We start from the raw sequence: 24,252 nt of genomic DNA on the forward strand, positions 1-24,252 counted from the left end.
AGCTTGACCTGCTGGGCGACCTTCTCCTGCGCCTCCTGGATAGCGCTACCGAGGTCACGCTCGCGCACCGAGAACTGATCGGGCAGGTAGCGCTCCTGGTCCTCGCGATAGATGTAGGCGGCGCCGGAGACCAGTTGGATGTCGGCGACTTCGCTGAGCGGAATCTGGGTGATGCCGTTCGGCCCCTGAACGCCGATACGCAGATTGTGGATCGCCTCGGCGCTCTTGCGATATTCTGGTGCGAGCCGGACGATGATCGGGAAATGCCGATCGCTGCCCGGCTCGTAGAGATCGCCGGCGGAGTCGCCGCCAATGGCGACGCGGATCGTGGCGTTGATGTCGCCCGGCGACAGGCCGTAACGCGCCGCGCGGGCGCGATCGACGTCGATCTGAATCGTCGGCTGGCCGAGCGAGGTGAACACCGCGAGGTCGGTGATGCCCTGCACGGTGGCGAGCGTCGCCTTGATCTTGTTGGCGGTGTCGGTCAGCGCCTGCAGATCGTTGCCGTACAGCTTGATCGAGTTCTCGCCCTTCACGCCGGACACGGCTTCCGAGACGTTGTCCTGCAGATACTGCGAGAAGTTGAACTCGACGCCGGGGAATTTGGCCTGAAGCTGCTTCAGCATCTGGGCGGTGAGTACGTCCTTGTCGTGGCTGCCCGGCCATTGCGAGACCGGCTTCAGCGGTGCAAAGAATTCGGCGTTGAAGAAGCCGGCCGCATCGGTGCCGTCGTCGGGCCGGCCGTGCTGCGACACCACGGACTCGACCTCCGGGAAGCTGGCGATCAGCTTGCGCATCTGGTTGACGTAGCCGTTGCCCTCGGTCAGCGAGATCGTCGGCGGCAGCGTGGCGCGGATCCACAGATTGCCTTCCTCGAGCTTGGGCAGGAATTCGAGGCCGAGGAAGCGCGTCGCCACAATGGTCATGACGACGAGACCGGCGCCGCCGGCCAGCACCCAGCGGCGATTCTTCATCGCCCATGCCAGCCACGGCCGATACAGCCTGTGCAGCAGCCGCATCAGCAGCGTCTCGGTCTCGGCGACGTGCGACGGCAGGATGATGGCCGACAGTGCCGGCGTCACCGTGAAGGTCGCCAGCAGACCGCCGGCCAGCGCGTACGCGTAGGTGCGCGCCATCGGGCCGAAGATGTTGCCCTCGACGCCCGAGAGCGTGAACAGCGGCAGGAACGCCGCGATGATGATGGCGGCGGCGAAGAAGATCGAACGCGACACGTCGGCGGCGGCCGAGCGGATGCCGTGATTCTTCATGTCCATCCGCGTTTCGGGCGAGATCAGACTTTGCTCTTCGGGCGACAGCGGCGTGGTGTGAGACAGCCGTCGGAAGATCGCCTCGACCATGATCACGGTCGAATCGACGATCAGACCGAAGTCGATGGCACCGACCGACAGCAGGTTCGCCGACTCGCCGCGCAGCACCAGAATGATCACCGCGAAGAACAAGGCGAACGGAATCGTCGCGCCGACGATCAGCGCGCTGCGCAGATCGCCGAGGAACACCCACTGCAGGAACACGATCAGCAGGATGCCGACGACCATGTTGTGCAGCACGGTGTGGGTGGTGGTCTCGATCAGATCCTTGCGGTCGTAGACTCGCTCGATATGCACGCCGGGCGGCAGCACGCCGGAGGCGTTGATCTTGGCCACCGCCTCCTCGACCCGCGCGATGGTCGGCGAGCTCTGTTCGCCGCGGCGCATCAGCACGATGCCTTCGACGACGTCGTCGTCCTGGTTCATGCCGGCGATGCCGAGCCGCGGCTTTTCGCCGACGCTGACGCGGGCGACGTCGCGCACCAGCACCGGATTGCCGCCGCTCTGCGCCACCATGGTGGAGGCGAGATCGTCGATCGAGCGGATCAGGCCGACGCCGCGCACCACCGCGGATTGCGCGCCGATATCGACGGTGTTGCCGCCGACATTGATGTTGGCGTTGCTGATCGCCTGCAACAGCTGCGGCAGCGTCAGGCCATAGGCAATGAGCTTGTTGAAATCGACCTGGACTTCGTAGGTCTTGGTCTTGCCGCCCCAGCCGGTGACGTCGATCACGCCGGGCACGGCGCGGAAGCGGCGCTGCAGCACCCAGTCCTGCAGCGTCTTCAGATCGAGTACGCTGTAGCCGGGCGGCCCGACCAGGCGGTAGCGATATATTTCGCCGATCGGGCTGAGCGGCGAAATGCCGGGCTGCGCGCCGCCCGGCAGTGTCGGCAACTGCGACAGCCGGTTGAGCACCTGCTGCAACGCTTGCTCGTAGGTGTAGTCGAACGAGAACTGTAGTTTGACGTCGGACAGGCCGTACAGCGAGATCGTGCGGATAGTGTGCAGGTTCTTGATGCCGGAGAGCTGGGTCTCGATCGGAATGGTGATGTAGCGCTCGATCTCTTCGGCCGACAGGCCGGGGCTCTGCGTCACCACGTCGACCATCGGCGGCGTCGGATCGGGATAGGCCTCGATGTTGAGCTGATTGAAGGCGATCACGCCGCCGACCAGGACCAGCACGAACATCGCCACCATCAGAAAGCGGCGTTCGACGGCGAGAGAGACGAGACGACCCATCCGGATCGGACCTTTCAGGCGGGCAGCGACAGGCCAAGAGCGCCGGTCAGCCGGTGGTATCTGTCATCGCCCGGCGGCGTTCAACTGAACTCTGCGACAGGTCGAGCTTTTTCTTGGGGGGCGGGTCGAAGGAAGGAGGCCACGGCGAACGGAGCGACGCGTGCCGATCAGCCGGTCGCGGCACGGTCGATGAACAGGCTGCCCTTGGTGACGACGCGCTCGCCCGGGCGCAGATTGCCGGTGACCTCGACCAGGTTGCCGGAGGTCATGCCGGGCTTGATGGTGCGCAGCTCGATGGTGTGGTCGTCGTCGTGGGCGACCCAGATGCGGACCTGGTCGCCTTCGTAGATCAGCGCCTGGCGCGGCACGCCGACGGCAGGATGGTCGGGCGCGGCGAAGATCGTGACATTGGCGAACATTTCCGGCTTCAGCGCGCCGTCGGCATTGTCGATGGTGGCGCGCACCATCAGCCGCCGGCTGTTCGGATCGATCGCCGCCGACACGTAGTTGATGCGGCCCTTCAGCGTGCGGTCAGGCAGCGCCAGCACCTTGAAGCTCATCTCCTGGCCGACCGCCACCGACGACGCCTCGGTCTCGCGCACGAAGGCGGTGAGCCACACCGTCGACAGATCGCCGATCACGAACACCGGATCGCTGGCGCCGGCGTTGACGTATTGGCCCGGGCCGATCTTGCGCTGCACGACCGTGCCGGCGATCGGGGCGTAGATCGTGGTCTGCGGATCAATCCGGCCCTTGTCCTGGAAGGTGGTGATGGCCTGATCGCTGAGCCCCAGAATCCGCAGCCGGTTGCGCGCGGCTTCCAGCGCCGTGGTCGCCGACTGCATGTCGTTCTGGGCGCTGATCAGCGTCGCGGACGCCTGCTGATAGTCCTTCAGCGGGATCGCCTTGCCGTCGAACAGATCGTGCGCGCGCTTGTCCTGGACCTGGGCGAGCTCGAGCTGCGACTTGGCCTTGTTGAGCGCGGTCGAGGCCGAGATGAAATCGTTCTGGGCCTGCACCGTGTCGGGGGCCTCGATCACGAACAGCGGCTGGCCCTGCGCGACGTGATCGCCGGGGCGCGCCAGCAGCTTGGTGACGCGGCCCGCATAGGGCGAGAACACCGGCGTCGCGCGATCTTCATCGATCGCGATCTTGCCTTCGGTGACGTGCTCGGCGCGGAAGCTGCAGTCCTTGACGGCTTCGATGGTGAGGCTCGACCACTCCGACGGGCTCGGCGTATAGCGATCAGACGTGCGGCGGGACTGACTGGAAATTTCGGTGGGGCGCTTCTTGCTGGCGCCCTGCATGTACTGATAACCGGCAAACGAGCCGCCGATCGCCACGCAAGCGGCCGCAATCAGCCATTTGCCGCTGCGTGAACCCAGTCCGTGGCGAACCCGTTCGAACATGCCCGACCGTCCTGCGGCTCCTGCCGCGTTGCCTCCCTGCAAGCTCATAGTGCCTGTTCTGTGGTGCAGACAAACTAAAAAGCCGGCTCGGACCGATTTGGTACGAACTCCCGCATCGGCTGAACGCGGGAGACGATTATTTCCTGCAACCCCGGCCTATAGGGAACCGCACCTGAACGGCAGATTAACCGCCGTCGCTGCAGCGCGATGCCGATGCCATTAACCAATTCCACCACGCCCCCGGCGTTGTGCAGCGGCGAGTGTGCAACGCGGGATCAGCCCCGCGCAGGCCACCGCGGCGCATCACTGCCGAGCGGCACCGCCGGGCGCGCCCAATAAGCAGGAGTCTGTGACAGGATTGTTGCGCTGCGCACCGCCGACAACATTCCGAAACCGGATTCCATCTCCGCGAGATAAGGCGCCGCGTCCTCGCGGCTGATCTCGGGAGCGGCCAGACCACGATCGAGCCGGCCCATCTCCCACAGCCATTTGCCGGTGCGGGCCAGCGACACCTGAACATGCCAGCTGCCGCCCTCGCGGGCCTGCCGCGCCTTGGCGATCATCGCGCCGAACGCCATCAGATAGCCGGTGGCGTGGTCGAGAATCTGCATCGGCAGTTCCTTCGGTCCGGTGACGCCGGCCGCCTGGCCTTCGGCGTGATTGAAGCCGGTGGCGCATTGCACCAGCGAATCGAAGCCTCGCCGCTCGGCCCATGGCCCCGTGCGGCCATAGGCCGACAGCGACACATAGACGATGCCCGGATTGATCGCGGCCGCCTCCTCCGGCGAGAAGCCGAGCGCCGCGAGCGAGCGCGGCCGATAGCCCTGGCTGAAGATATCGGCCTCAACGAGCAGCTCGCGCAGCGCGGCGTGGCCGTCTGGCGTCGTCAGGTCGGCGAAGCTCGACAGCTTGCCACGGCCGGTGTCGATCACCAGCCACGGGATCGACGGCAGCCTGGGACTTGATACCAGCATCACGTCGGCGCCGTGCGCCGCCAGCGTGCGGCCCGCGACCGGTCCGGCGATGACGCGCGACAGATCGAGCACGCGTAGGCCGCTCAGCGGCCGATCGCCGCCCGGCCACGGCTTCGGCGCCGCCTCGCCGATCTTGCTGATCTCGACCAGCGGCAACTGATCCAGCGCTGCCGCCTGCGGCGACGCCTGCCACTCGTCGCGCGAACGCATCAGCGCCACCACGCCGCCGAGCGCGTAGGCTGCGGTCTCGAACGCCTCGCCGTCCCACTGCAGCAGCGCGGCCTGCACGGCCTCGCGCGTCGGCTCGCAGCTCAGCACGTTGCAGATCGCGTCGCGATGATGCGGGAAGTTGGTGTGAAGGCGAACGTAACGCCCGCCCTTCACCTGATACACGCCGGCCAGCGGATCCCAGGCAGGCGGCGGCGGTTCGTCATTCTTGCGCAAATAGCGCTCGGAGCGGCATTCGATCGCGGCGTGGCGCATGTCGACGCTGACGTCCTGCGGCTGGCCACTGCGCATTTTCCAGATCTCCGCCGCCACCAGACCACTGGCCGCGATCGAGACTTGCGCGGCCGCATCGACGCGAAACGACGATGGCAGTTGCGGCTCGTCGCCGGTCAGCGTGACGCGCTCCAGCGCCGCCGGATCGGCGCCGACGGAGGTCCAGAGATGGGTCAGAAGTTCGCGGGGAGTTTGCATGGAGCCTCGCTGCGGCAGCCGCAATTACTTGATCGGAGGCATGGGCAGAATCGCCCGGCCCTCTTCCATGACATAGACCTGGTCGAGCGAATACCACGGCGCGGACACATCCGCTTCGCTCGGATGCTTGTCGTCGTGGCGGACGAAATCCCCCAGCAGCGCCCGGGTGACGCCGAACTGCACGTCGTCCTCGATATGCGGATCGGCCGGATCGTAGATCTGCGAGATCAGAACCTTGAAGCCCTCCTTGACGATCAGCGCATGCAGATGCGCCGGCCGATACGGATGACGGTTCTGCGCGTTCAGCAATCGGCCGACGACCCCATTGGTCGGGATCGGGTAGCCGATCATCATCACGGTGCGAAACCAGAAGTATCCGTCGCTGTCCGTGGTGAACTTGCCGCGCAGATTCATCTCGGCCTGATCGGGATCCTGATTTTCATACAGACCGACCGGCGACGCGTGCCAGACATCGACCTCGGCGCCGGCGACCGGCTTGCCGCTGCGATCGACCACATGCCCGCGCACGAACAGCGCGGGCCCCGGCGTATCGGATCGCACGATGCTGCCGCCGTTGTCGACGCGCGGCGAATTCAGCCGCCAGAACGGGCCGAGCAGAGACTGCGACGTTTCCGTATTGCCGTTGTCGCCATTGTTGAGCAGGCACACCAGCGACGAGACGCCGAGCGAGCCGGCCATCAGCACGGTTTCGTTGTGCGTGTCGGTCGAGAGCTGACCCATCTCGTTGATGATCTTCGCCGCCGCCCTGAATTCTGCCTCGGTCAGGCGGACGTCGCGAACGAAATCGTGCAGATGCCGGACCAGCGACACCATGATCTCGCGCAGCCGCGGATCGGTGGTCTGCTCCATCACAGCGAGTGCAGCCGCGGTGACGTCCTGGGGATTCTTGATGATCACGGGTTGTCCCTTGTTGGATGCCGGCGTGCGAACCGGATCGGCGATCCTCTCTAGAGCGTTGCACGGGTCAGGTCGAACAGGATTTTGGCGAGGCCGTCATGCTTCGTTTCAGCTTGCCCGAAGGGCCGGACGTCGCTCCAGGCCGGCACGCCGCTATAGCCTCGCGGCGCGGCGCGCGCCCGAGCTTTTGCGAGAACCCTCCCCGAGGGGAGGCGGCGCGCCGTGCGGCGCAAACAGATAGCGTGTCGCGGACGAAACGCTCGCCGCAGCGAACGAACGACCGCGCGTCGCCTTGCGGCGCGCCACCGGCGGCGGTTTTGGGCGATCAGGTCCGTGCTTCCGGGGACGGGCACGATGCCTCCGCACCGCTTCATCCGGCGGGCTTTCCCCGCCTTCACCCGTCCCGCGTCCAGCGAACTAACAAGTCGCAGAGCCTCGTAGTAGGCCCGGACGGAGACCCGATGCCTCCCGGACGCGGGCTTGCGAGACCCGTCGCGCAGGACGCCGCGTCACTCCGGCTTCGCCAGCCGCGCTGACTCCACCGAAGTCGCCCGGCTGGCCACCCAGCCGACCGATCTGCCCCACACCAAGACGCCTCATGATGCGCCCCTCGTCGGACAGGACGGGGAGGAATATAGTCGGATTAGGATTTTTGTCAATACAGATGGTTGGAAGTTCTGAACCTAACTCAGCGGATACAGAAGACGCACGCCTTCCGCTTAAAGCCATAAGGGCAAGCTTCCGTGCCGGGCACCCTGCGCGTCCACGATACGTTAAGTCAAAAGTTAGCTGTGTGTTGAGAATCTATAGAAGCCGCGAATCGGCAGAATCGCAACGCAAGCTAGAACCACAACGCTAAATTAGTGGACCATTGCTGTCCGTATCATCCCATCGAGATGAACTTCCCGACTAGAGGAGCTGGAAGCGATCGGTCTCGCGCCCCTTTCAGATTAGCTCGAAGTACGGTGTCGATCCAACTGGACGATGGCCATTCATATCGACCCTAATCGTACGACACCGCTCAACGCGTCGTCTCAATCGAGATATTGAAGCGGATCAACCGGAGAAGAGCCCCTTCTTATCTCGAAATGCAGTTGTGGCCCCGCAACGTCACCGGATTGGCCCGACGTGGCGATGATCTGCCCCCGTTGAACGGCATCGCCTGGCTTCACAAGCAACTCTCTGTTGTGTGCGTACGCCGTAACGAACCCGTTCGCGTGCCGAACAAGTACGAGATTCCCATAGCCTTTCAATTCGTTCCCCGAATATGCAACGACCCCGTCGTGAGCAGCCTTTACAGGCGTTCCTTCCGGCACGGCCAGATTGATACCGTCGTTGATCCTGTTATGGCCCTGATTTGAATGGTAGCTGGCAATTACTCTTCCGCGCACGGGCCAGCTAAACCTGCCTTCAATATTACCATCACCGTCATTTCTTGTAGAAAGGTCGGCTGGTTTCGGACTTTTGTCCGGAGGGTGGCCGCTCAATTCTTTAGCTGATACGTGCGTGGGGCTACCCAAGGAGACCGATCGTCGATCCAACTGATTCGTTCGCCTTGGAATCACTAGATGCGACCCGACCGCGAGCGTTGAATCGGCGGTCAATCCATTGAGCTCTCTAAGGATTTGAACCGGAACGTCCCACGTCCTCGAAATGCTATCAAAGGTATCGCCATCCTTAAACACGTAAGCATGGCCGCCCTCCCAGGACCACGCCGACTCATTGACAATCGCAGCGCCTCCGTCGCGATTATTCGATTCATCCTGATTTGTATTTAGCAAGTCAGTCCGCACAGATGCCAGCGCAATAGCGCTGAGAGGCACAACCGTTTTGTAGTAGTCAAGGTCGGCGGAGAATCCTGGATGAGTGATATTCTGCTTCAGCGCCATTTCGAGGTCCGAGTAGCCCTTCAAAAATTCGCTGGCATTGACCGCCTCTTGGCAATCGTAGACGAACACGGCGCCCCGCTCGGTTTCGTTCACTTGTAAATGCTCGCGTCTATGCATCGGTAAGAACGGCGTCGTTAACGAACGTAATGCCATGAACGATAACAGCTCTTTGATCATACCTGCATTTGCCGATGCCGCTCCTCGTACGAATGCAACAGACGCCTTGCTGTAGCAACCTTCGTACATCAGTCCCAAGGCCCTGAAATAGGCCCTAATGTCCGCGTCAATGATGCCATCAACGTCCCGGTCCTCTGCGCTTGTCAACGCACGAAGATCACTGTCCTTTGGTAGCGAATTAGTCGTTGCATACTTGGATAGGAATACGAGCGGAACCACTAATGCGTTGTATGCACCCACAGTGGCCTGATCAGTCTCACTTGAGATGCGAAAAAGTCGACTGAGACTCATTCCGTCCATAATGAGTTGACGGGCTTCGGCTAATGCAAGCTCTCCATAGGCCTTCACTGCACGATCGACGTATCTTCTTCTCAGGATCTCGAAGAGCGTGCGCGCATTCAGGTTATTCAGCGTAACGCCTTTGTCGAGCGGCTCGCAGTCCGTGATCTTTTCGCAAATGGGGCGACTTTCCTTCAGGGCGCCAGACGTTAAAGCCACCCTTACGGCGGTATAGAACGCCGGCTCGGAGCCCATAAAATCTAAATACCAAAGCAGGTCCCAAAGCGTTTCAAAATATCGATCGCGATACGACTCCCCCAGAACAGGCTTTACCTTTTGCACCGCGGGAGATTCGCTTATAGGCTCGGTGAAGAAATTGGCTTTGCGCAGTTTCCGAAGGCTAGCAGGTTCGTCCTCGTTCTGATCTTCGAGAACTATGTTATCCTCGACCACTCTCCCTATCCTACCTATGTAGTGGTCTTGAGTCATTCTGACGGTGCCCGAGTGACCCCTCAGAAAATCGCCCGCTGCTATTCCAATGAAAGAGAAGCTGAGAATCGTAAAAGCCAGTAGACGCAACTGGCCATCTCTAGTCACTTTCATTAGAGTTCCCCTCAATGGCTCTCGAATGTTTCGTCGCAGGGACTAACGAGCGGACCTTGTGCACCACGAGATCTCCCACGTACCGGTATCCAAGAGTTACCGATGGCGCAGCTATTAACGCTGCGACCACCGCAAGTATCAGCACCACAAACACCAAGGGAAGATGTGCCCTCACGCTCCACCCCTCCCATCCGAGGCGAAAATTCGAGTCCGGAGAGTCGTGATGTAGTTTTCTGGGGTATCGAAGTGCAGTGCGTCAGCGCACAGCTGAAGATAAATCCGACCGGCGCCGTCATCGTCCATGCCTTTGGCCTTTAGTCGTTTGACTGAGGCCGGCTCGCGCACGGCGAATCCAAAATCGTCGATACGCTCGACTAGCGTACGAAGATTGCCTCGATCTTTGCAGAGAGCAAAGAACCGTTCGAGATCTGCCTTTGATCCGTCGAATTCGTCCTTGTATTTCGATATCCTGTTCTTTGCGACTTCGTTGTCCCTAAATACCCGTACAGCCAACTGATAATAAACGACTGCAAGCGCGTAGCTTTTCCGTTTTGCAAGACTATCCCCGGCTTGAGTAAGTTGATCCGAGTTTGATCTGATTTTCTCGTATCTTTCGATGTAGGAATTGATGTCGTTTTCTGGATTATCGGGATTTAGCTTTCTTATCTCTCTCAGAAGCTCGATCGAATCCGTGAGGTGCGCCTTACCCAGATCGTTCGCCTGATAAACCATCCGGTTGCGGTTAATTTGCTTACTATAGTGATACTCTCGCGCCGCAACGAAGACGTACGATTCGACTGCCTGAATGAATAGGCCAAGTGAAAGCGCTGCGATGAATAGCGATGCAATCAGAAAAATTCCGGTAAGGCGTCTATTGGGGGAGATCAAACAATAGGCGGAGTGGAATGCGAGCCTGATCGAGGTGTCGAGCGACCATTTTGCTGCGGCTAGGATTTGAGGTGAGAGCGTAGCCGCGACCGCAAGCGCCAACAAATCGTACTTCATCTCGCTGAACAGAAGATAATGTAACGAGCTTCCTTTCGAAAGAATGTTGTTCGCAACCCAATCTGGGAATTTCCCGACGACCGACGTAAGAAACGTCACGACGAGCGCCAGGGAAGCGGAGAAGGTCAGGGCAATTTTACTCATCGAGACGCTCTCGCCAGAATAATGCGGCCAGAACGATAACGACGCCGCCCAACGATGAACCGAATAGAAATAGTACTGCAGAAACAATGAGCAGCATTTTGCTAAAACGTCGATTTGGATAGAGATTGATATTGAGTGCTCTGTCGTACATATTCTGTCTGGTCTTTAAAGCCAGATCCAGCAAGTCGTACTTCAGAAGCTGGAATAACTCGCCGTACGTCTTGACGTCTTCGGATAGCACCACGTCGCGGCCATCCAGGCTGAGGATTGGCGAGGTTGGTTTCAGATAATTTGTATCCGCCCGACGCGCGCCGTTTTGACACGACACCTTTCCGCTACGGCTATCGCCGCCGGGTGATGGCGACACTTGTGGCGCTTCCAATCCATCGGACGACTCGAGCTCAAGCCGGGGCGGGACGTCTTCTAGACGAATTCCAGGCAAATCCTCCAGACGGACGTGCGGGTGCTGGTCGGCTTCGGTAACAGTACGTACCGCAAAGGAACTACTCAGTCGTCTCCGCCGGAGGTTCGAGAGCCGACGGCGCCAAAAAGTCTGACTTACAGCCGAGCTAATCTCCGCACCCATGAGAGGAGCCTGTAGCTAACATAGACGTGACCATGACGGGTTGCAATAATAAGTCATTTTTCGGCCGCCGCGAGTTTTTTTTGGCAGGCTGCTAGTGACGGAGGCCTCCGCATCGCCGTGGGTCGATGCTACATTGTTCACTGGCATCAACGTGCATTGTTTAGGGATGTCGACAATGTGACAACGCCGAATTCGGGCGTCTGACCAGTATGAGTTGGCCTCGAATTCCAAATGGGATGCCTGATCACGCAATCGTCCGCTCGGGTCAAAAGCTGACGCTTGCTAACTCGGCGTCACGAATGCCGCTCAGCGCCCGACCTACAGAGCCGACCCATCCCTCACCTCCGGCCGATCAGCCGCCCCTCACCCTCGCCGCGGCGTTTCGTCAAGCCAGTCGAACACGCGGAGGTCACGCAGGCAAAAGGCTTCAGTCTCGCAGTGCAGGTCGGCGCCCTCTTCTGGAGAAAGACGTGGATGGCCGGGACGAGCCCGGCCATGACGAGGCTGATCGCAATTTGCTAGGGTCGAAGCCGGCGGCCAGCCCGCACCCCTCACCGCCACCTGTTCACCACCCACAGTGCGCCCCACGATCCCAGCAGCGTCACGGCCATCATGGCTGCGAGCGAGACGAACAGCAGCGGGCCGCCGGTGGAGGCGAGCGAGCCTTCGACTTGGACCAGCGGCCTCAGCAGCGCGAGCGTGCCGATGACTATCGCCTCGCCGAGTTGGGCGGCCACAAAAGCGCCGAGCAGCACGACGACGATATTGACGATCCAGCCGAGCACGCCGCGCTTGCGTGTCCACGCCTCGTGCACCGCGAGCGCCAGCGCAGCGACGAACACGGCCGCCGCAATCACCAGCGGGCCGCCGACGCTCGACAGCGGGATGGCGCCGGTGAGCTGAAGAAACAGGATGCCGATCACGGCAATCAGCACGATATATGGCATGAGTTATCCTTGCTGCATTACGTAGTGCCGCCGCAATTCGTCGAACGACGCCGTCCGACGGCGCCGCTTGGTGGTCCGAGAGCTTTGCCGGTTCTGATTGATCGGAACCAGAACTCTGAATTTTCTGACGCGCTTTCCTAACGCGACCTAGCACTTACTTCGCTCGACAACGCTTCAACGTTTGTAGCTGTAGTGTGAGACCGTGGCCGAGCCGACCGTCAGCACTGCGGACGCGATCCAGATCGGCGCCAGTACGAAGATGGCGATTGCGCCCTGGCCACAGGCGCTGGCGATGCACGCCGTCTCGAACACCGCTGGAAACAGACACAGCAGAACGACCACGGCGAAGCCGGTGCTCCACCAGATTCCGCGCGCGCCCCAGCGGGCGCCGAACATCCACGGAACGGCGGGGAAGCCGAGCGACAGAACAACCAGAGTGATCATCAGATTGTCGAACATGGTCGGGTGTTGGTCTGATGCAGGGCGCAGATCGTTCAACCGCACCTGACAACTGCGGGAGGCGCGATCGTCGCCGTGGCCGGGCCCGATCTCCGCAAGTTCCATCCTCACGACTTCGTTTGCACGGCGATGCGGTAGAGTTCAGCTGGACAAAGCGATCGGGCTCGTCTTAATTCGGGCCTCACCGCAACGTCTTCGAGAGTTTCTTGAGCCCTGTCCCCGATTATGTGTTCGACGCCGAGAGGCTGGCTGCGCTGGAAGCGTACTCCATTCTCGACACCGCGCCGGAACAGGGCTTCGACGACATCGTTCAGCTCGCGATGCTGATATGCGAGGCGCCCGTCGCCCTGGTGAGCCTGGTCGCCAAAGACAGGCAGTGGTTCAAAGCGCGAGCGGGATTCGAGCCGTGCGAGACCGACCTCAACAGCTCGGTTTGCGCGCATGCGCTCGGCGAGCCCGATCTCCTGGTCATCCCCGATTTGTCGACCGATCCGCGCACGGCTCACAACCCGCTGGTGATCGCCTCTCCGCACATCCGATTTTATGCGGGCGCGCCGCTGCGCACCGGGGAAGGTCACGCGATCGGTTCCTTGTGCGTCATCGACAGCAAGCCGCGCCCCGATGGACTGACGGCTGGGCAAATGATGGGGCTGCGCAGTCTCGCCCGCCAGGTCATGACGCAGTTGGAACTGCGCAAGACACTGGCTCGCCAGCAAACGTTTCTGCTCGAGGAGGCGCAGGCCCTCGCTCGTCGTACCAGCCTGCTGGCGCTCGGCGACAAGCTGAGGGACATCAGCACGACCCGCGACATGGCGCGCGAAGCGGCCGAGATCGTCGGCAAGACGCTGGAAGCATCGCGGGCCGGCTTCGGACTCTTGTCCGACGACGGCGAGTTCGTCGACGTCGAGATCGATTGGGTGGCTCCCGGCGTGAAAAGCATCGCCGGCCGTCATCGCTTTGCCGACTACGGCCAATTGGCGGATGATCTGCGCGCCGGCCGCGCGCTGATCATCGAAGACGTTCGCACCGATCGACGGACCTCCGAGAATCCGGGCCCCCTGCTCGGGCTCGGCGTTCGCTCCCTGCTCAACATGGTCGTGCTCGAACACGGGCGTCCGGTGGCGCTGTTCTTCGTCCACTCGAACGAGCCGACGGCATGGCGGGAGGAAGTGATCGCGTTTCTGCGCAACGTCGCCGATCGAGTCGAACACGCCGTCTCCCGCATCAAGGCGGAGGAGCATCAGCGGGTGCTGAACCACGAGCTCAGCCACCGGATGAAGAACACTTTGGCGATGGTGCAGGCGATCGCCGGCCAGACCCTGAAGGGAGCCGGAGATCGCGAGGCGGTCCGGACGTTCTCCAGCCGGCTGCACGCGCTGTCGATGGCGCACGAAGTGCTGCTGCAACGGAGCTGGCTGTCCGCCGATATGGGCGAGATCGTGCGCAACGTCCTCGAGACGGCCGCTGCCGCGGGGAGCTTCGTTATCAGTGGCCCGGCCCTGACGATCGGACCGCGGGCGACCTTGTCGCTGTCGCTGCTGCTGCACGAACTCGCTACGAACGCGCTCAAATACGGATCCTTATCGGCCGAGTCGGGGGAGGTTCACGTCGATTGGCGGGTCGACCGGGACGCCGACGAGGCGGTGCTGTCCTGGCGCGAGAGCGGCGGCCCGCCCGTCACGCCGCCGGTGCGGCGCGGCTTTGGAACCCGACTAATAGGCATGGGCCTGGTCGGAACGGGCGGTGTTAACGTTCGTTACCTAGCATCCGGACTAGAGGCCGAGTTTCAAGCGCCTCTGGTGGAGATCCAGCAAACGTGACAGAGCCACCGATTGTCCTGATCGTCGAGGACGAACCCCTTCTGCGCATGGCGGCCGCCGATATGGTGGAAAGCGCCGGCTTCACTGTCATCGAAGCTGCGAACGCCACCGAGGCGGTGAGTATTCTCGAGTCGAGAACGGACATTCGGATCGTGTTCTCCGACATCGACATGCCGCACGGCATCGACGGCATGAAGCTCGCCGCCCTGATCCGCACGCGCTGGCCGCCGATCGAGATCATTCTCGTCTCCGGACACATCAATGCGCCGGACGTCGAGCTGCCCGCTCGATCGCTGTTCTTTTCCAAGCCCTACGACGAGCGCCGCGTCGTCAGCGCGATGAAGGCATTCGCCTATCCGAACTGAGCGCGGTTGAACGGCGCGACAGGGGCCGAGCCTCACCGAAGAATAAGGCCACCGATCGCTTTGTGGCCCTCGCCTATCCCCACCTCACCGGCAAATTCAGCAATCCCCGAAAAGCCCAGCCGCCAATGCGCACCGGTTCCTCGTCGCTCAGACGCAGATCGCGCAACCGGTTGAAGAGTTTCGGCAGCGCGACGTCGGCCACCATGGCGCGCGAGGCCCAGGCTCCGGCGCAGAAATGCGGGCCGGCGCCGAAGGCGATGCTCTTGCTGGTGTCCCGGCGAATGTCGAACGCGTCGGCGCGCTCGAAATACGCCTCGTCGCGATTGCCCGAACCGAACATCAGGAAGACGCGTTCGTCGGTTTCGAACTCGATGTCGCCGATGCTCCACGGGCGCGCGATGCGGCGCGGCGACATCCCGATCGGCGAGATCCACCGCGCATATTCCTCGAAGGTCTGCAGCCAACCGATGGTGCCGGCTGTCGCCAGCGCCAATTGATCCGGATGCGACAGCAGCGCCCACACCGTGCCGGCGATGGCGTCACGCGGTTCGTTCTGACCGCCGCTGATCGCCAGCTTGATATTGGCGCGAACGCTGTCCATCGGCATGCCGCAGGCCAGCATCACCCCGAGCAGACTGCTGTCGGGCCACGCGCTTAGCACGGGGGTCATCTCGTCGATGGCTGAGTCGATGCCGGCGGTCGCGGCACGGCAGCGCGCCTCGATGGCGGGATCGCCCGTGTAGTTGGCGATGCCGTCGATCATGTCCTGCGACCACGCGTTCATGTCCTCGAAGCGCATGTTGGTCAGGCCGGTGATCGACTTCAGGCATTCGGCCGAGAACGGCAGCGCGAAGTCGCGCACCAGATCGCACGCGCCTGAAGACTCGAGCGCGTCGATGATCCGGTCGGCATGCGCCGCGAACAACGCCGTCCAATGCGTCTTGACGGTCTTGGGCGACACCGCGGGGAAGATCGCCTTGCGTTCGGCAAGATGCGCCTCGCCATCCTTGCGCATCATGTTGTGGCCCATCAGCTTGGTCATCAGCCCTTCGGGCTGATCGGAGCTGAAGACGTCGATCTTCTTCTCGCAGACGTAGATGTCGTCGCGGCGGCACAGCAACGTACTTCCGAGCTGCGGAACGAACGCGATCGGCGCGTCGCGCCGCATCGCGGCCAGTGCCGGATAGGGATCGCGCCAGAATTCGGCGACGTCGATGTCGATGCGCGGTGCGGTGCTCAAGGCGTGTGTCCTCCCGCCTCGATCATACCGATCGCCGCCTCCCGGTCTGTCCCGGTAATCTGGGACAAGCCGCGACAGCAAGTATCACTGGAGCTGGCGCGGCAGCGTCATCGTGCTGAGCGCGATCGCAAACAGCTCGTTCTGCGACGAGATCCCGAGCTTGCCGTAGGCGCGCTTGCGATAGGTGAAGGTCGAATGCAGGCTGATGGCGAGGGTCGCGGCGATCGCCTCGGAGCCGTAGCCCGCCAGGATCAGCCGGCACACCTGCTTCTCGCGGCCGGTCAGTGATGCGAAGCGTGCGTTGCTGTCGAACAGATGGGCCAGCTTCCGCGTATTGTCTTCCGCGTCGGCCTGCCTGGCGGTCGCCTGGCAATGCCGGGCGATGATCGCGCTCAGCAGAGGGGCGAGATCGGACAGCGCTTCGGCTTCCCGCGCCGCGAAACGTCCCTGCTGGCTGGTCCGATAGAAATTGACGTAGAAACAGGCGTCCTGGGCCCAGGTCGCGCAGGCGATCTTGTCGACGATCTTGGCGTCGTCGAAGAACAGCTTGCGATAACTGTCGCCGTACATCCGTCTGGAAAATCGCGGCAGTATGATCGGAGCACGCGCCGAATTGCGCGCCATCATGCACTCGCGGTTGGGATCGGCGGCATAGAAATGCTGCGAATAGGCGACGCCCAATTCGCCGCCGATGCCGATGATGCCGGTGTCGAGCGCGCAACGGGTCGATGCCGCGCCGGCCTCGTCGAACGCGAAGACCATGCAGTGTCCGACGCGGGCGACCGCGCGAAGCGACTCCATCAGCACGTCCGGGAAACATGGCTGGCCGATCGCCAACACGACCGGCGCCAGCACGGATGAGCATTCGCCGGTCCGGCTGCTGTCCATCGTCTCTCCTCCCCTATTTTTTGCGCCAAGCTAGCAGCAAGGCCGACTGTTTTGAAGGCCGGCGATCTTGGCGCGGTGTCCCCAACGGCGGGGACAGACCGCGCGCCCGGCTCGGAGGATAGTTGCGCAAGAGCGCAAAGGCGCCGGAGTCGAGGGGGAGACACAATGAGAGCATCGATCGTCGCGTTAGGCATCCTGATCGGCGTGTCGTCCGCCGCGATCCTCGGAACAGGAGACGCGCGTGCCGAGGTCAAGATCGGCATCGTCGTGTCGGCGACGGGACCCGGCTCGGCACTCGGCCAGCCACAGATGCGGGCCATTGCTGCGCTGCCGAAAGAGATCGCCGGCGAAAAGATCACCTACATCGCACTCGACGACGAATCCGATCCGCGCAAGGGCGCACAGAACGCCCGCCGCCTCGTGGTCCAGGACGGCGTCGATGCGTTGATCGGATCGTCCCTGACGCCGGTGACGATGCCGATGCTCGATGTGGCGCGGGAATCTGCGACGCCTTTGATTTCTCTCGCCGCCGCCACGGCGATCGTCCGGCCGGTCGACGAACGCCGCAAGTGGGCCTTCAAGGTGGTGCCCAACGACGACCTGATGGCCGGCGTGATCCTGAAGTACATCGCCAAGTCGGGCGTCAAGACGCTCGGCTTCATCGGCGTGTCGGATGGTTACGGCGAAGGCTACTACCAGGAGGTCGCCCGCCTGGCGCCCGGCCTCGGCCTGACGATCACCAATCACGAAGTCTACGCCCGCTCCGACACCAGCGTGACCGGGCAGGCCCTCAAGGTGCTGGCCGCCAACCCGGATGCGGTGTTCATCGCGTCGGCCGGGACACCGGCCGTGCTGCCGCAGGAGGCGCTGCGCGCCCACGGCTACAAGGGCCGCATCTATCAGACCCACGGCGTTGCGCTGGATGAGTTCATCAAGCTCGGCGGCGCCAATGTCGAGGGTGCGGTCTTCGCCGGCGAAACCTTCACGATCGCCGACGATCTGCCCGCGGACAACCCGTTCCGGAAGGCGCGCGACGAATTCGGCGCAGCCTATCGACAAGCCAATAGCCAGACGCCGAACATCTTCGGCGCGCATCTCTGGGACGCGATGACGCTGTTGCGGGCGGCGATTCCAGAGGCCTTGAAATCGGCCAAGCCCGGCACGCCGGAATTCCGCGCCGCGCTGCGCGATCAGCTGGAGCGCGGCACGAATATCTACCTGAACAACGGCGTATCGACGATGAGCCCGACCGACCACAACGGCTACGACGAGCGCTCGGCATTCCTGATCAAGGTGGAAGGCGGCAAGTTTCGGCTGGTCAAGTGAGATAGCCGCAGAGCTGTGTACACCACGATCAGCTGATCATCCTGCGACAAGCCGGCCCCAAAGTGGGCCGGCGCGCGTCTCTGGCGGCGAGAGATAGCATTCCGCCGCTTCCCTGCACCACGACCGCCGGGCTAAGCCGCGGCCTCTGCGCCGGCGACCGGCTCCCACTCCAGCTCCCCAACATAGCGCCACGCCATCTGGCCCTGCTCATCCAGCGCGAACAGGTGCAGCCATTTGTTGTCGAACAGCGCGCGGACGCCGGAATGGCGATCGAGGATGGTGCTGATCGCCTCGTGCGGCGCGGCGATCAGCACCGACAGCCGCAGCGGTTCGTGGACGAAGCGCGTGCCGTCGTGCACCGATTGCCACGGCAGGCCGGTGCGTAGCAGGCCGCCGTTGCCTTCGACGACGCCGATGCCGCCGGTGACGTTGTGCAGCAGCTTGTTGCCCGCGCCCAGCACGTCCGGTGCGACGGTGGAGCCGTAATATTGCAGGCTGATCCAGCTCGCGACCACGACGGGCGCGGTGAGGATCAGTTCAAGCACGCCGAGCGTGCCGTCTTTCGCGTAGTCGTAGTCGTGCAGGAACACCCGGCCGCCGAAGTCGCGACCGGTCGTCAGTCGCCGCGGCGCGGCGATGAAGGCCTGGCAACCGGCAAGCCCCCACTCCGGCCGCACCTCGGCCCAATCCTTGGCGCGCCGGGCGACGTCGTCGGCCGTGGCGGCGCGCGGCAGCCGCAGCGACCGCTCACGCCGTGCGAGCGCGCCGGCGGCGGCGAACCAGGACTTGGCTCGCGTCACATCGGCCTGATGCGCCGGCGTGGCGGCATCGGCATCGTACACCGTCACCCGATCGGTGACCGTGTCGTGCACAGCTCCGACAAACAACGTATCAGCTGGGATCGCGATGCCGCGCGTGGCGAGGCCGAGCCGCACCTCGGGCTCGTTGAGCAGCGCCGCGAGCAGCCGCGCGTTGACGTCGCCGGAATGTCCGCCGCAGGCACCGCACGCCAGCGCGCTGGCATGCGGATTGTTGACGACGCCGGCGCCGTGGCCGGCGATCACCACCAGCCGCGCAAACGGGCCGGTCAGCGACATCGCTTTCAACACGGTTTCGGCCGTCTCGATGCGCACGGCGAGATCGAGCACCGGGTCGAACCGCGGCGCGGGCTGGTCCGGTGCGGCGGGCCTGTCGAACGCAAGCCCGTCGCGGATCAGCTTGCCGGCGTAGACCGGCCCGGTCGCTTCGACGAACGCGAAGGACGAGATCGCCGCCAGCTTGAACCGGCCCCAGGCGCGGGTCGCGCGGGCTTTGATCCGCGCGGCGATGTCTTGGCGCGCGGACGTGTTTGCTTCCGCGCCGGTGGACGTCGTCACGCCCGGCGTCAGCAGCACCGGATAGCGGTTCTCGACGACGTCCGACGCAAACCGCCGATGCGCGATCCTGAGCCCGAAGAAACCACCGAAGCCCAGCGTCTGAATGCCGGGATCGAGGCTTTCGAGCGCGCGGCGAAATACTTCGGAGCGCACGTCGATGCAGAACGCAGCCTGCAGCGCGGGGCGTTCGGGCGCGGCCGCGACAGGCTGCACGGCGAGCTTGACCTGAAGCCGCCGCTGCGCAGCGCGCTCCGCGGCTTCCTGCAGGATCATATCGATGCAGTCATCGGACGTCGGCGCGATCGGCTCGGCAAAGGCCGCAGCGGCGTCCTGCCAGGCGGCTCCGATCACGCCTGCGTATTTGCGATACAGCGCCTCCTCCCAGATCAGCCGGATGGCGAGCAGATCGACGATCGTGGTGTCGGAGCTGCTGCCGAGTTCGGCCTGCCACAGCCGATAGCGCGCGAACTGCGCCCAGCCGGACAGTCCGGTGAGCAGGCGATGGAAGTAAGTCTCCAGCGCATCATCACTAAGGCCGAGCGCCCGCGCGATGTTCGCCAATGCTTCCGCGGACGTGGACGGCGCCTCCGCCACGAGCGACGCAACCCCGCCGAGCCCAAAGATCTCCGGCGTCAGGTCGTGAGTCGCGACGAGGCGCCAGGCCGCGTAGGCGCCGGTGGCTTTGGGCGCGGCCCACAGCGCCTGACCTTCGTCGAAGTAACCGGCAGCCCAATGCCCGATGCGTTCGGCGACGAAGCCGGCCCAGTCGAGGCCGGAGACCGCGCCGGCAAGGTCGGCGACGGTCGGTAGCGGCTTCGCGGGCGGCGCGGACGAGCGGGCGGCGAGCTTCAGCGCGGCCACGGTTGGTGGCCGCCGCGCGAGCGCCGCCGCTTCGAGCGCAGCTTGAAGGTCGGCGTCGGTGATCTCACCCCGCTCGATCCGCTCAAGGTACCAACTCCGCGGCATGGTCAGACTGCAGCCGGCCGCGCGCCGCCAGCGCGCCGCGGCGACGGCGAGCGGTTCGTCGGTCTGGCCGAGAAATGGATTGACCGCGACGCTCGATGTCAGCGGCCAAAGTGGCGGAATGGCACGGGCGGCGCGGTCGGCTGCGGCCGGAACCAGTCTGTCGTCGTCGAGCGAAACTTGTGGGGCGATCATCAGCATGGCCTGCTCCTATGGGTCACGACACTTTGCGGACAAACCAGCCGCCGAGGACACGATCGAGGGCTGCGTTGAGATAGAGTCCGTTGGCCAGATGGACGCGTAGTCCGGCGGCCGCCGGATGCGTCGCCCACAGCGGAAACAGTGCCTGCGCGATCGCCACACAACCGAAGCTCAGCACGGTCAGCGCGATCAGCGTCCACTCGAGCCGGCCCGGCGCGGGCGCAGGCGGCAGCGTGCCCGCCGTCAGCCATTCGGCCGCGCTTTGCAGCGAGAAGTAACCGATGGCGGCTGCGGCCGCGTAGACGCTGGTCGATCGGGTCAGCATGCGCGGCGCGGAGTCGGCCAGTCCCTGGGCCAGCAAGTAAGCGACGCCGAAGATCAGGATCGCGCCGAGTGCCCAGGATTGCGGCGGCTTGTGCACGGCGCCGAGTAACAGATCGAAGGCGAGCCCGATCGCGACATACAGCGCCAGTGCGGCCAGAAAGGCGCGGAGAACCGCAGCGCCGCCCGGCACCGCGACCGGACCCGGCCGGCGGATCGACGCGACCCGATCGACCGCGCCGCCGGAGGTGAGGAAGGCGTGCGCCTTGTACAGCGAGTGCGCCACGATGTGCAGCAGGGCCAGTGGAAACAGCGCCAGCCCGCATTCCAGGATCATGAAGCCCATCTGGCCGACGGTCGACCACGCCAGCGAGGTTTTGACCGAGGGCTGGGTCAGCATCACCATGGCGCCGAACAGCGCCGTGAAGCCGCCGACGATGATCAGCACCGCGAGCACCGCCGGCGCCATCACCATCACGTCGGCGAAGCGGATCAGCAGAAACCCGCCGGCGTTGATGACGCCGGCGTGCAGCAGCGCCGAGACCGGCGTCGGCGCCTCCATCACTTCGGTGAGCCAGCCGTGCGTGGGAAACTGCGCCGACTTCAGCAGCGCCGCCAGTGCCAACAGCGCGGCCGCGGCTATTGCAGCCGCGCCGAATTCGCCGCCGGCCCGCGCCATAGCGTTGATCGTCGCGATATCTGCCGACCCGTAGGTGAAGATCAGCAGCCCGGCCGCCGCCAGCAGCGCCACGGCGCCGATATTGGAGAACAGCCGCTTCTTGCGCGCCGCCCGCTGCGCGGCGAACCGGTTCGGATAGAACAGCAGCAGGCGATGCAGACACAGGCTGACCGCAATCCAGCTCACGACCAGCTGAAACAGATTGCCGGCCTGGACGAGTAGCATCACGGTCGCCAGCGCCGCGCACAGCCAGGAGGTGAAAGCGCCGTGCCGCGCTTCGCCGTCGAGATAGTTGCGGGAAAATCGCACGACGATCCAGCCGACGAAGGCGACCAGCATCAGCATGGTGGCGCTGACGGCGTCGGTGCGGACCGAGAAGCCGAGACCCGCCACGCCGATCAGCGGGCTCGTCGCAGAACCACGCAACGTCAGCAACAGCAGCGTCGCGGTTGCCACCAGCATGGCCAGCAGCGCTGCCGCTTCCGCCAAAACGGCGGTTTGCCGGGCCCTGCGCTTGGGTGCGAGCGCTGCCAAACAGCCGACTGCGAGAAGCGACAACGGGGCGGTGAGCGGCAGGAATTCGAGCGGCATAAGGTTCTCCGGGACGGTGCGGCGTCGCGATCGGGAATAAGCCGCCCGGAGCGGCAAATAAAATGCATTGTTTTCGCGTTATCGTTCGTTATTTTAGAACGTCATGAGCCAGCTGAATTTCAATCATCTGCGTTACTTCTGGGCCGTCGCCCACGACGGCAACCTGACCCGCACCGCGCAGCGGCTGAATCTCACTCAGTCGGCACTATCGGTGCAGATCCGGAAACTCGAGCAGCAGATCGGACACGCGCTGTTCGAGCGCCGAGGCCGCCAATTGCATCTGACCGAGGCCGGCCGCATCACGCTCGACCATGCCGACACCATCATCGCGACCGGTGACGAACTGCTCGGCACGCTGCGCAATGCCGGCATTGCCCGGCAGGCGCTCCGCGTCGGCGCGCTGGCGACGCTGTCGCGCAACTTTCAGATGGCGTTCCTGCGCCCCCTGCTCGGCCGCGCCGATGTCGAACTGATTTTGCGCTCGGGCAGCACGGCCGAGCTGCTGCAGTCGCTCGACGATCTGAGCCTCGACGTTGTGCTGATCAATCACGCCCCGGCGCGGGACAAGCTGACGCGCATCGTCGCGCACCGTCTGGCCGAGCAGGCAGTCAGCCTGGTCGGCACACGCTCGCGGCTGCGCAAGAAAGGCAGTCTGGTCGATCGGCTGCGCCAGCATCCGGTGATCGTGCCGACGGCGGGGAGCGAGATCAGAACCGGGTTCGACGCGCTCGTCGATCGGCTCGGCATTCGGCCGCAGATCGCCGCCGAGGTCGAGGACATGGCGATGATGCGACTATTGGCTCGCGAAGATGTCGGTTTGGCGGTGCTGCCACCGATCGTGGTCCGCGACGAGATCGCGGCGGGCCGCCTGATCGAGGCCCACAAACTGCCCGGCATCACCGAAGCGTTCTACGCGGTGACGATCGAGCGGCGGTTTCCGAACCCGCTGGTGGCGGAGCTCATTCACAGCAAGGACAAGCGCGGCGGCGTGCGAGGCTGAGATCGCGTGCGCTGACATCGGCACCGCCGAGTCAGCCGTATGACGTGAACCGTTCTTATCAGAGGAGGTCGCGCGATGACGGCGATGCGCTGCCGTTCAGCACACGAACCCGTCGAAGCGGCACCGTTACCCGACAGGCACATCAGCACCCATTTGGGTCAGCATTTCAACAATCCTCGCGCCATGGTGAGCGCCTCCGCGTCGGAAGCGGCCACGAGCATCGGGTATCCCCAAAACTTTTCAGAGACGATCTGGAAGGCCTTCATGCCGAGACGCTTCGCAGTCGACGGCTCGACATAGATCATGGCCTTCACGAAGGCGCGCAGTCGCGGCTTCTGCTTTTTGGACCACAGCGCAAGCCTTCTTCGCTCATCGACATCGTGGTCGTGCTCATGATCGATCTCCTCGCCGGCGCCCTGCCCGATGATGACGAAAGGCGTGGCACGATCGAGCAGTGCCTCGAACGCGGCAAAGTCGTCATCATGCGTATCGGCTGGATCGTGAGCGAAATTCATCCGCACGATCGGAAAAGTCGCGGCGTCCAAGAGCATGCTCGATCCTATCGGTTCATCCGCGCATGGAGCTGACCCTGCGCGTGTCAGTTCAGTCACGATAAGCGTGGTCCTGCGTCGGCGCATTCCTCGGCCGTGCCAAATCGTTGCTCAAAACAGACAAAGTGGCGAGCTCCGGCTTTTGCTTCGGGGCCCGCCCTCGTTTGGACGTATTCTTGGCCGTTGGCCGAAACGAACAATGGACTGGCCGGATCGGGCGATGCGGTGCCGCACAGGGCTGCGCTAGCGATAATGCGACATCACGCCTCCCC

18 protein-coding genes are annotated in these 24,252 nt (G+C 63.6%); 4 read left to right on the plus strand and 14 right to left on the minus strand.

Annotated elements, in window-relative coordinates:
* The 9 genes from I5M_RS01510 to I5M_RS01555 all read right to left on the minus strand — a co-directional run.
* Positions 1-2,570 (minus strand): efflux RND transporter permease subunit (locus tag I5M_RS01510; RefSeq protein WP_022719784.1); only part of this gene is annotated, 2,570 nt, incomplete at its 3' end.
* 167 nt (positions 2,571-2,737) lie between these two features.
* Positions 2,738-3,877: an efflux RND transporter periplasmic adaptor subunit gene (locus I5M_RS01515; RefSeq protein WP_244431904.1), complete on the minus strand. Its 1,140-nt coding sequence runs from the start codon at positions 3,875-3,877 to the stop codon at positions 2,738-2,740.
* A gap of 377 nt (positions 3,878-4,254) precedes the next feature.
* Positions 4,255-5,652, minus strand: a complete 1,398-nt coding sequence (locus tag I5M_RS01520) for a CoA transferase (protein ID WP_022719786.1) — start codon at positions 5,650-5,652, stop codon at positions 4,255-4,257.
* A gap of 24 nt (positions 5,653-5,676) precedes the next feature.
* Positions 5,677-6,570 (minus strand): dioxygenase, encoded by an 894-nt coding sequence (locus tag I5M_RS01525; RefSeq protein ID WP_022719787.1) that lies wholly within the window; start codon positions 6,568-6,570, stop codon positions 5,677-5,679.
* A 1,034-nt stretch (positions 6,571-7,604) separates the two neighbouring features.
* A complete protein-coding gene (locus I5M_RS33445; protein ID WP_244431902.1) occupies positions 7,605-9,368 on the minus strand; it encodes a M23 family metallopeptidase in 1,764 nt (587 codons plus the stop codon).
* Between the two features lie 321 nt (positions 9,369-9,689).
* On the minus strand, positions 9,690-10,667 hold the full coding sequence (locus I5M_RS01535) for a hypothetical protein (protein WP_022719789.1): 978 nt from the start codon (positions 10,665-10,667) through the stop codon (positions 9,690-9,692).
* Positions 10,660-11,253 (minus strand): hypothetical protein, encoded by a 594-nt coding sequence (locus I5M_RS31960; RefSeq protein ID WP_148287805.1) that lies wholly within the window; start codon positions 11,251-11,253, stop codon positions 10,660-10,662. Before I5M_RS31960 ends, I5M_RS01535 begins: the two co-directional genes overlap by 8 nt.
* A 551-nt stretch (positions 11,254-11,804) precedes the next feature.
* The gene (locus I5M_RS01550) at positions 11,805-12,200 is read right to left on the minus strand and encodes a hypothetical protein (protein ID WP_022719792.1); all 396 of its coding nucleotides are present in this window, start codon (positions 12,198-12,200) and stop codon (positions 11,805-11,807) included.
* Positions 12,201-12,374: 174 nt separating this feature from the next.
* Positions 12,375-12,644: a hypothetical protein gene (locus I5M_RS01555; protein ID WP_148287806.1), complete on the minus strand. Its 270-nt coding sequence runs from the start codon at positions 12,642-12,644 to the stop codon at positions 12,375-12,377.
* 221 nt (positions 12,645-12,865) lie between these two features.
* On the opposite strand from I5M_RS01555, the gene I5M_RS28995 reads away from it, so the two are divergent.
* Both I5M_RS28995 and I5M_RS01565 read left to right on the plus strand, forming a co-directional pair.
* The gene (locus I5M_RS28995; RefSeq protein WP_083909479.1) at positions 12,866-14,479 is read left to right on the plus strand and encodes a GAF domain-containing protein; all 1,614 of its coding nucleotides are present in this window, start codon (positions 12,866-12,868) and stop codon (positions 14,477-14,479) included.
* Entirely contained in the window at positions 14,476-14,844 is a 369-nt protein-coding gene (locus I5M_RS01565; RefSeq protein WP_022719795.1) for a response regulator, read from the plus strand. The genes I5M_RS28995 and I5M_RS01565 overlap by 4 nt, the downstream gene beginning before the upstream one ends.
* Before the next feature lie 73 nt (positions 14,845-14,917).
* Here I5M_RS01565 and I5M_RS01570 read toward each other — a convergent pair whose 3' ends face one another.
* Complete coding sequence (locus I5M_RS01570; protein WP_022719796.1) at positions 14,918-16,084, minus strand: cytochrome P450; 1,167 nt, start codon at positions 16,082-16,084, stop codon at positions 14,918-14,920.
* Between the two features lie 84 nt (positions 16,085-16,168).
* Positions 16,169-16,972 (minus strand): helix-turn-helix transcriptional regulator, encoded by an 804-nt coding sequence (locus I5M_RS01575; RefSeq protein ID WP_022719797.1) that lies wholly within the window; start codon positions 16,970-16,972, stop codon positions 16,169-16,171.
* 165 nt (positions 16,973-17,137) lie between these two features.
* On the opposite strand from I5M_RS01575, the gene I5M_RS01580 reads away from it, so the two are divergent.
* Positions 17,138-18,298, plus strand: a complete 1,161-nt coding sequence (locus I5M_RS01580; RefSeq protein WP_022719798.1) for an ABC transporter substrate-binding protein — start codon at positions 17,138-17,140, stop codon at positions 18,296-18,298.
* 131 nt (positions 18,299-18,429) lie between these two features.
* Here the strand turns inward: I5M_RS01580 and I5M_RS01585 are convergent, their stop codons facing one another.
* Positions 18,430-20,838, minus strand: coding sequence for a DUF2309 domain-containing protein (locus tag I5M_RS01585; RefSeq protein ID WP_022719799.1), 2,409 nt, complete (start codon positions 20,836-20,838; stop codon positions 18,430-18,432).
* Positions 20,839-20,854: 16 nt separating this feature from the next.
* Positions 20,855-22,429 carry a proton-conducting transporter membrane subunit gene (locus I5M_RS01590; protein ID WP_031334982.1) on the minus strand — a complete coding sequence of 525 codons (1,575 nt, stop codon included), beginning with the start codon at positions 22,427-22,429 and terminating at the stop codon, positions 20,855-20,857.
* Positions 22,430-22,532: 103 nt separating this feature from the next.
* Here I5M_RS01590 and I5M_RS01595 point away from each other — a divergent pair, with 103 nt between their 5' ends.
* On the plus strand, positions 22,533-23,429 hold the full coding sequence (locus I5M_RS01595; RefSeq protein WP_022719801.1) for a LysR family transcriptional regulator: 897 nt from the start codon (positions 22,533-22,535) through the stop codon (positions 23,427-23,429).
* A gap of 158 nt (positions 23,430-23,587) precedes the next feature.
* On the opposite strand, the gene I5M_RS01600 is transcribed toward I5M_RS01595, so the two are convergent.
* Entirely contained in the window at positions 23,588-24,040 is a 453-nt protein-coding gene (locus tag I5M_RS01600) for a hypothetical protein (RefSeq protein ID WP_244431903.1), read from the minus strand.
* Between the last annotated feature and the right edge of the window lie 212 nt (positions 24,041-24,252).

It is taken from the genome of Rhodopseudomonas sp. B29 (genome assembly GCF_000333455.1).
Classification (GTDB): Bacteria; Pseudomonadota; Alphaproteobacteria; order Rhizobiales; family Xanthobacteraceae; genus Rhodopseudomonas.

What these genes read in the sequence shown, in the direction of transcription:
- I5M_RS01515 (WP_244431904.1), bottom strand. Translation starts at nt 3,877, where the DNA reads ATGCAGGGCGCCAGCAAGAAGCGCCCCACCGAAATTTCCAGTCAGTCC.
- I5M_RS01520 (WP_022719786.1), bottom strand. Translation starts at nt 5,652, where the DNA reads ATGCAAACTCCCCGCGAACTTCTGACCCATCTCTGGACCTCCGTCGGC.
- I5M_RS01535 (WP_022719789.1), bottom strand. Translation starts at nt 10,667, where the DNA reads ATGAGTAAAATTGCCCTGACCTTCTCCGCTTCCCTGGCGCTCGTCGTG.
- I5M_RS31960 (WP_148287805.1), bottom strand. Translation starts at nt 11,253, where the DNA reads ATGGGTGCGGAGATTAGCTCGGCTGTAAGTCAGACTTTTTGGCGCCGT.
- I5M_RS01550 (WP_022719792.1), bottom strand. Translation starts at nt 12,200, where the DNA reads ATGCCATATATCGTGCTGATTGCCGTGATCGGCATCCTGTTTCTTCAG.
- I5M_RS01555 (WP_148287806.1), bottom strand. Translation starts at nt 12,644, where the DNA reads ATGATCACTCTGGTTGTTCTGTCGCTCGGCTTCCCCGCCGTTCCGTGG.
- I5M_RS01575 (WP_022719797.1), bottom strand. Translation starts at nt 16,972, where the DNA reads ATGGACAGCAGCCGGACCGGCGAATGCTCATCCGTGCTGGCGCCGGTC.
- I5M_RS01580 (WP_022719798.1), top strand. Translation starts at nt 17,138, where the DNA reads ATGAGAGCATCGATCGTCGCGTTAGGCATCCTGATCGGCGTGTCGTCC.
- I5M_RS01585 (WP_022719799.1), bottom strand. Translation starts at nt 20,838, where the DNA reads ATGCTGATGATCGCCCCACAAGTTTCGCTCGACGACGACAGACTGGTT.
- I5M_RS01590 (WP_031334982.1), bottom strand. Translation starts at nt 22,429, where the DNA reads ATGCCGCTCGAATTCCTGCCGCTCACCGCCCCGTTGTCGCTTCTCGCA.
- I5M_RS01595 (WP_022719801.1), top strand. Translation starts at nt 22,533, where the DNA reads ATGAGCCAGCTGAATTTCAATCATCTGCGTTACTTCTGGGCCGTCGCC.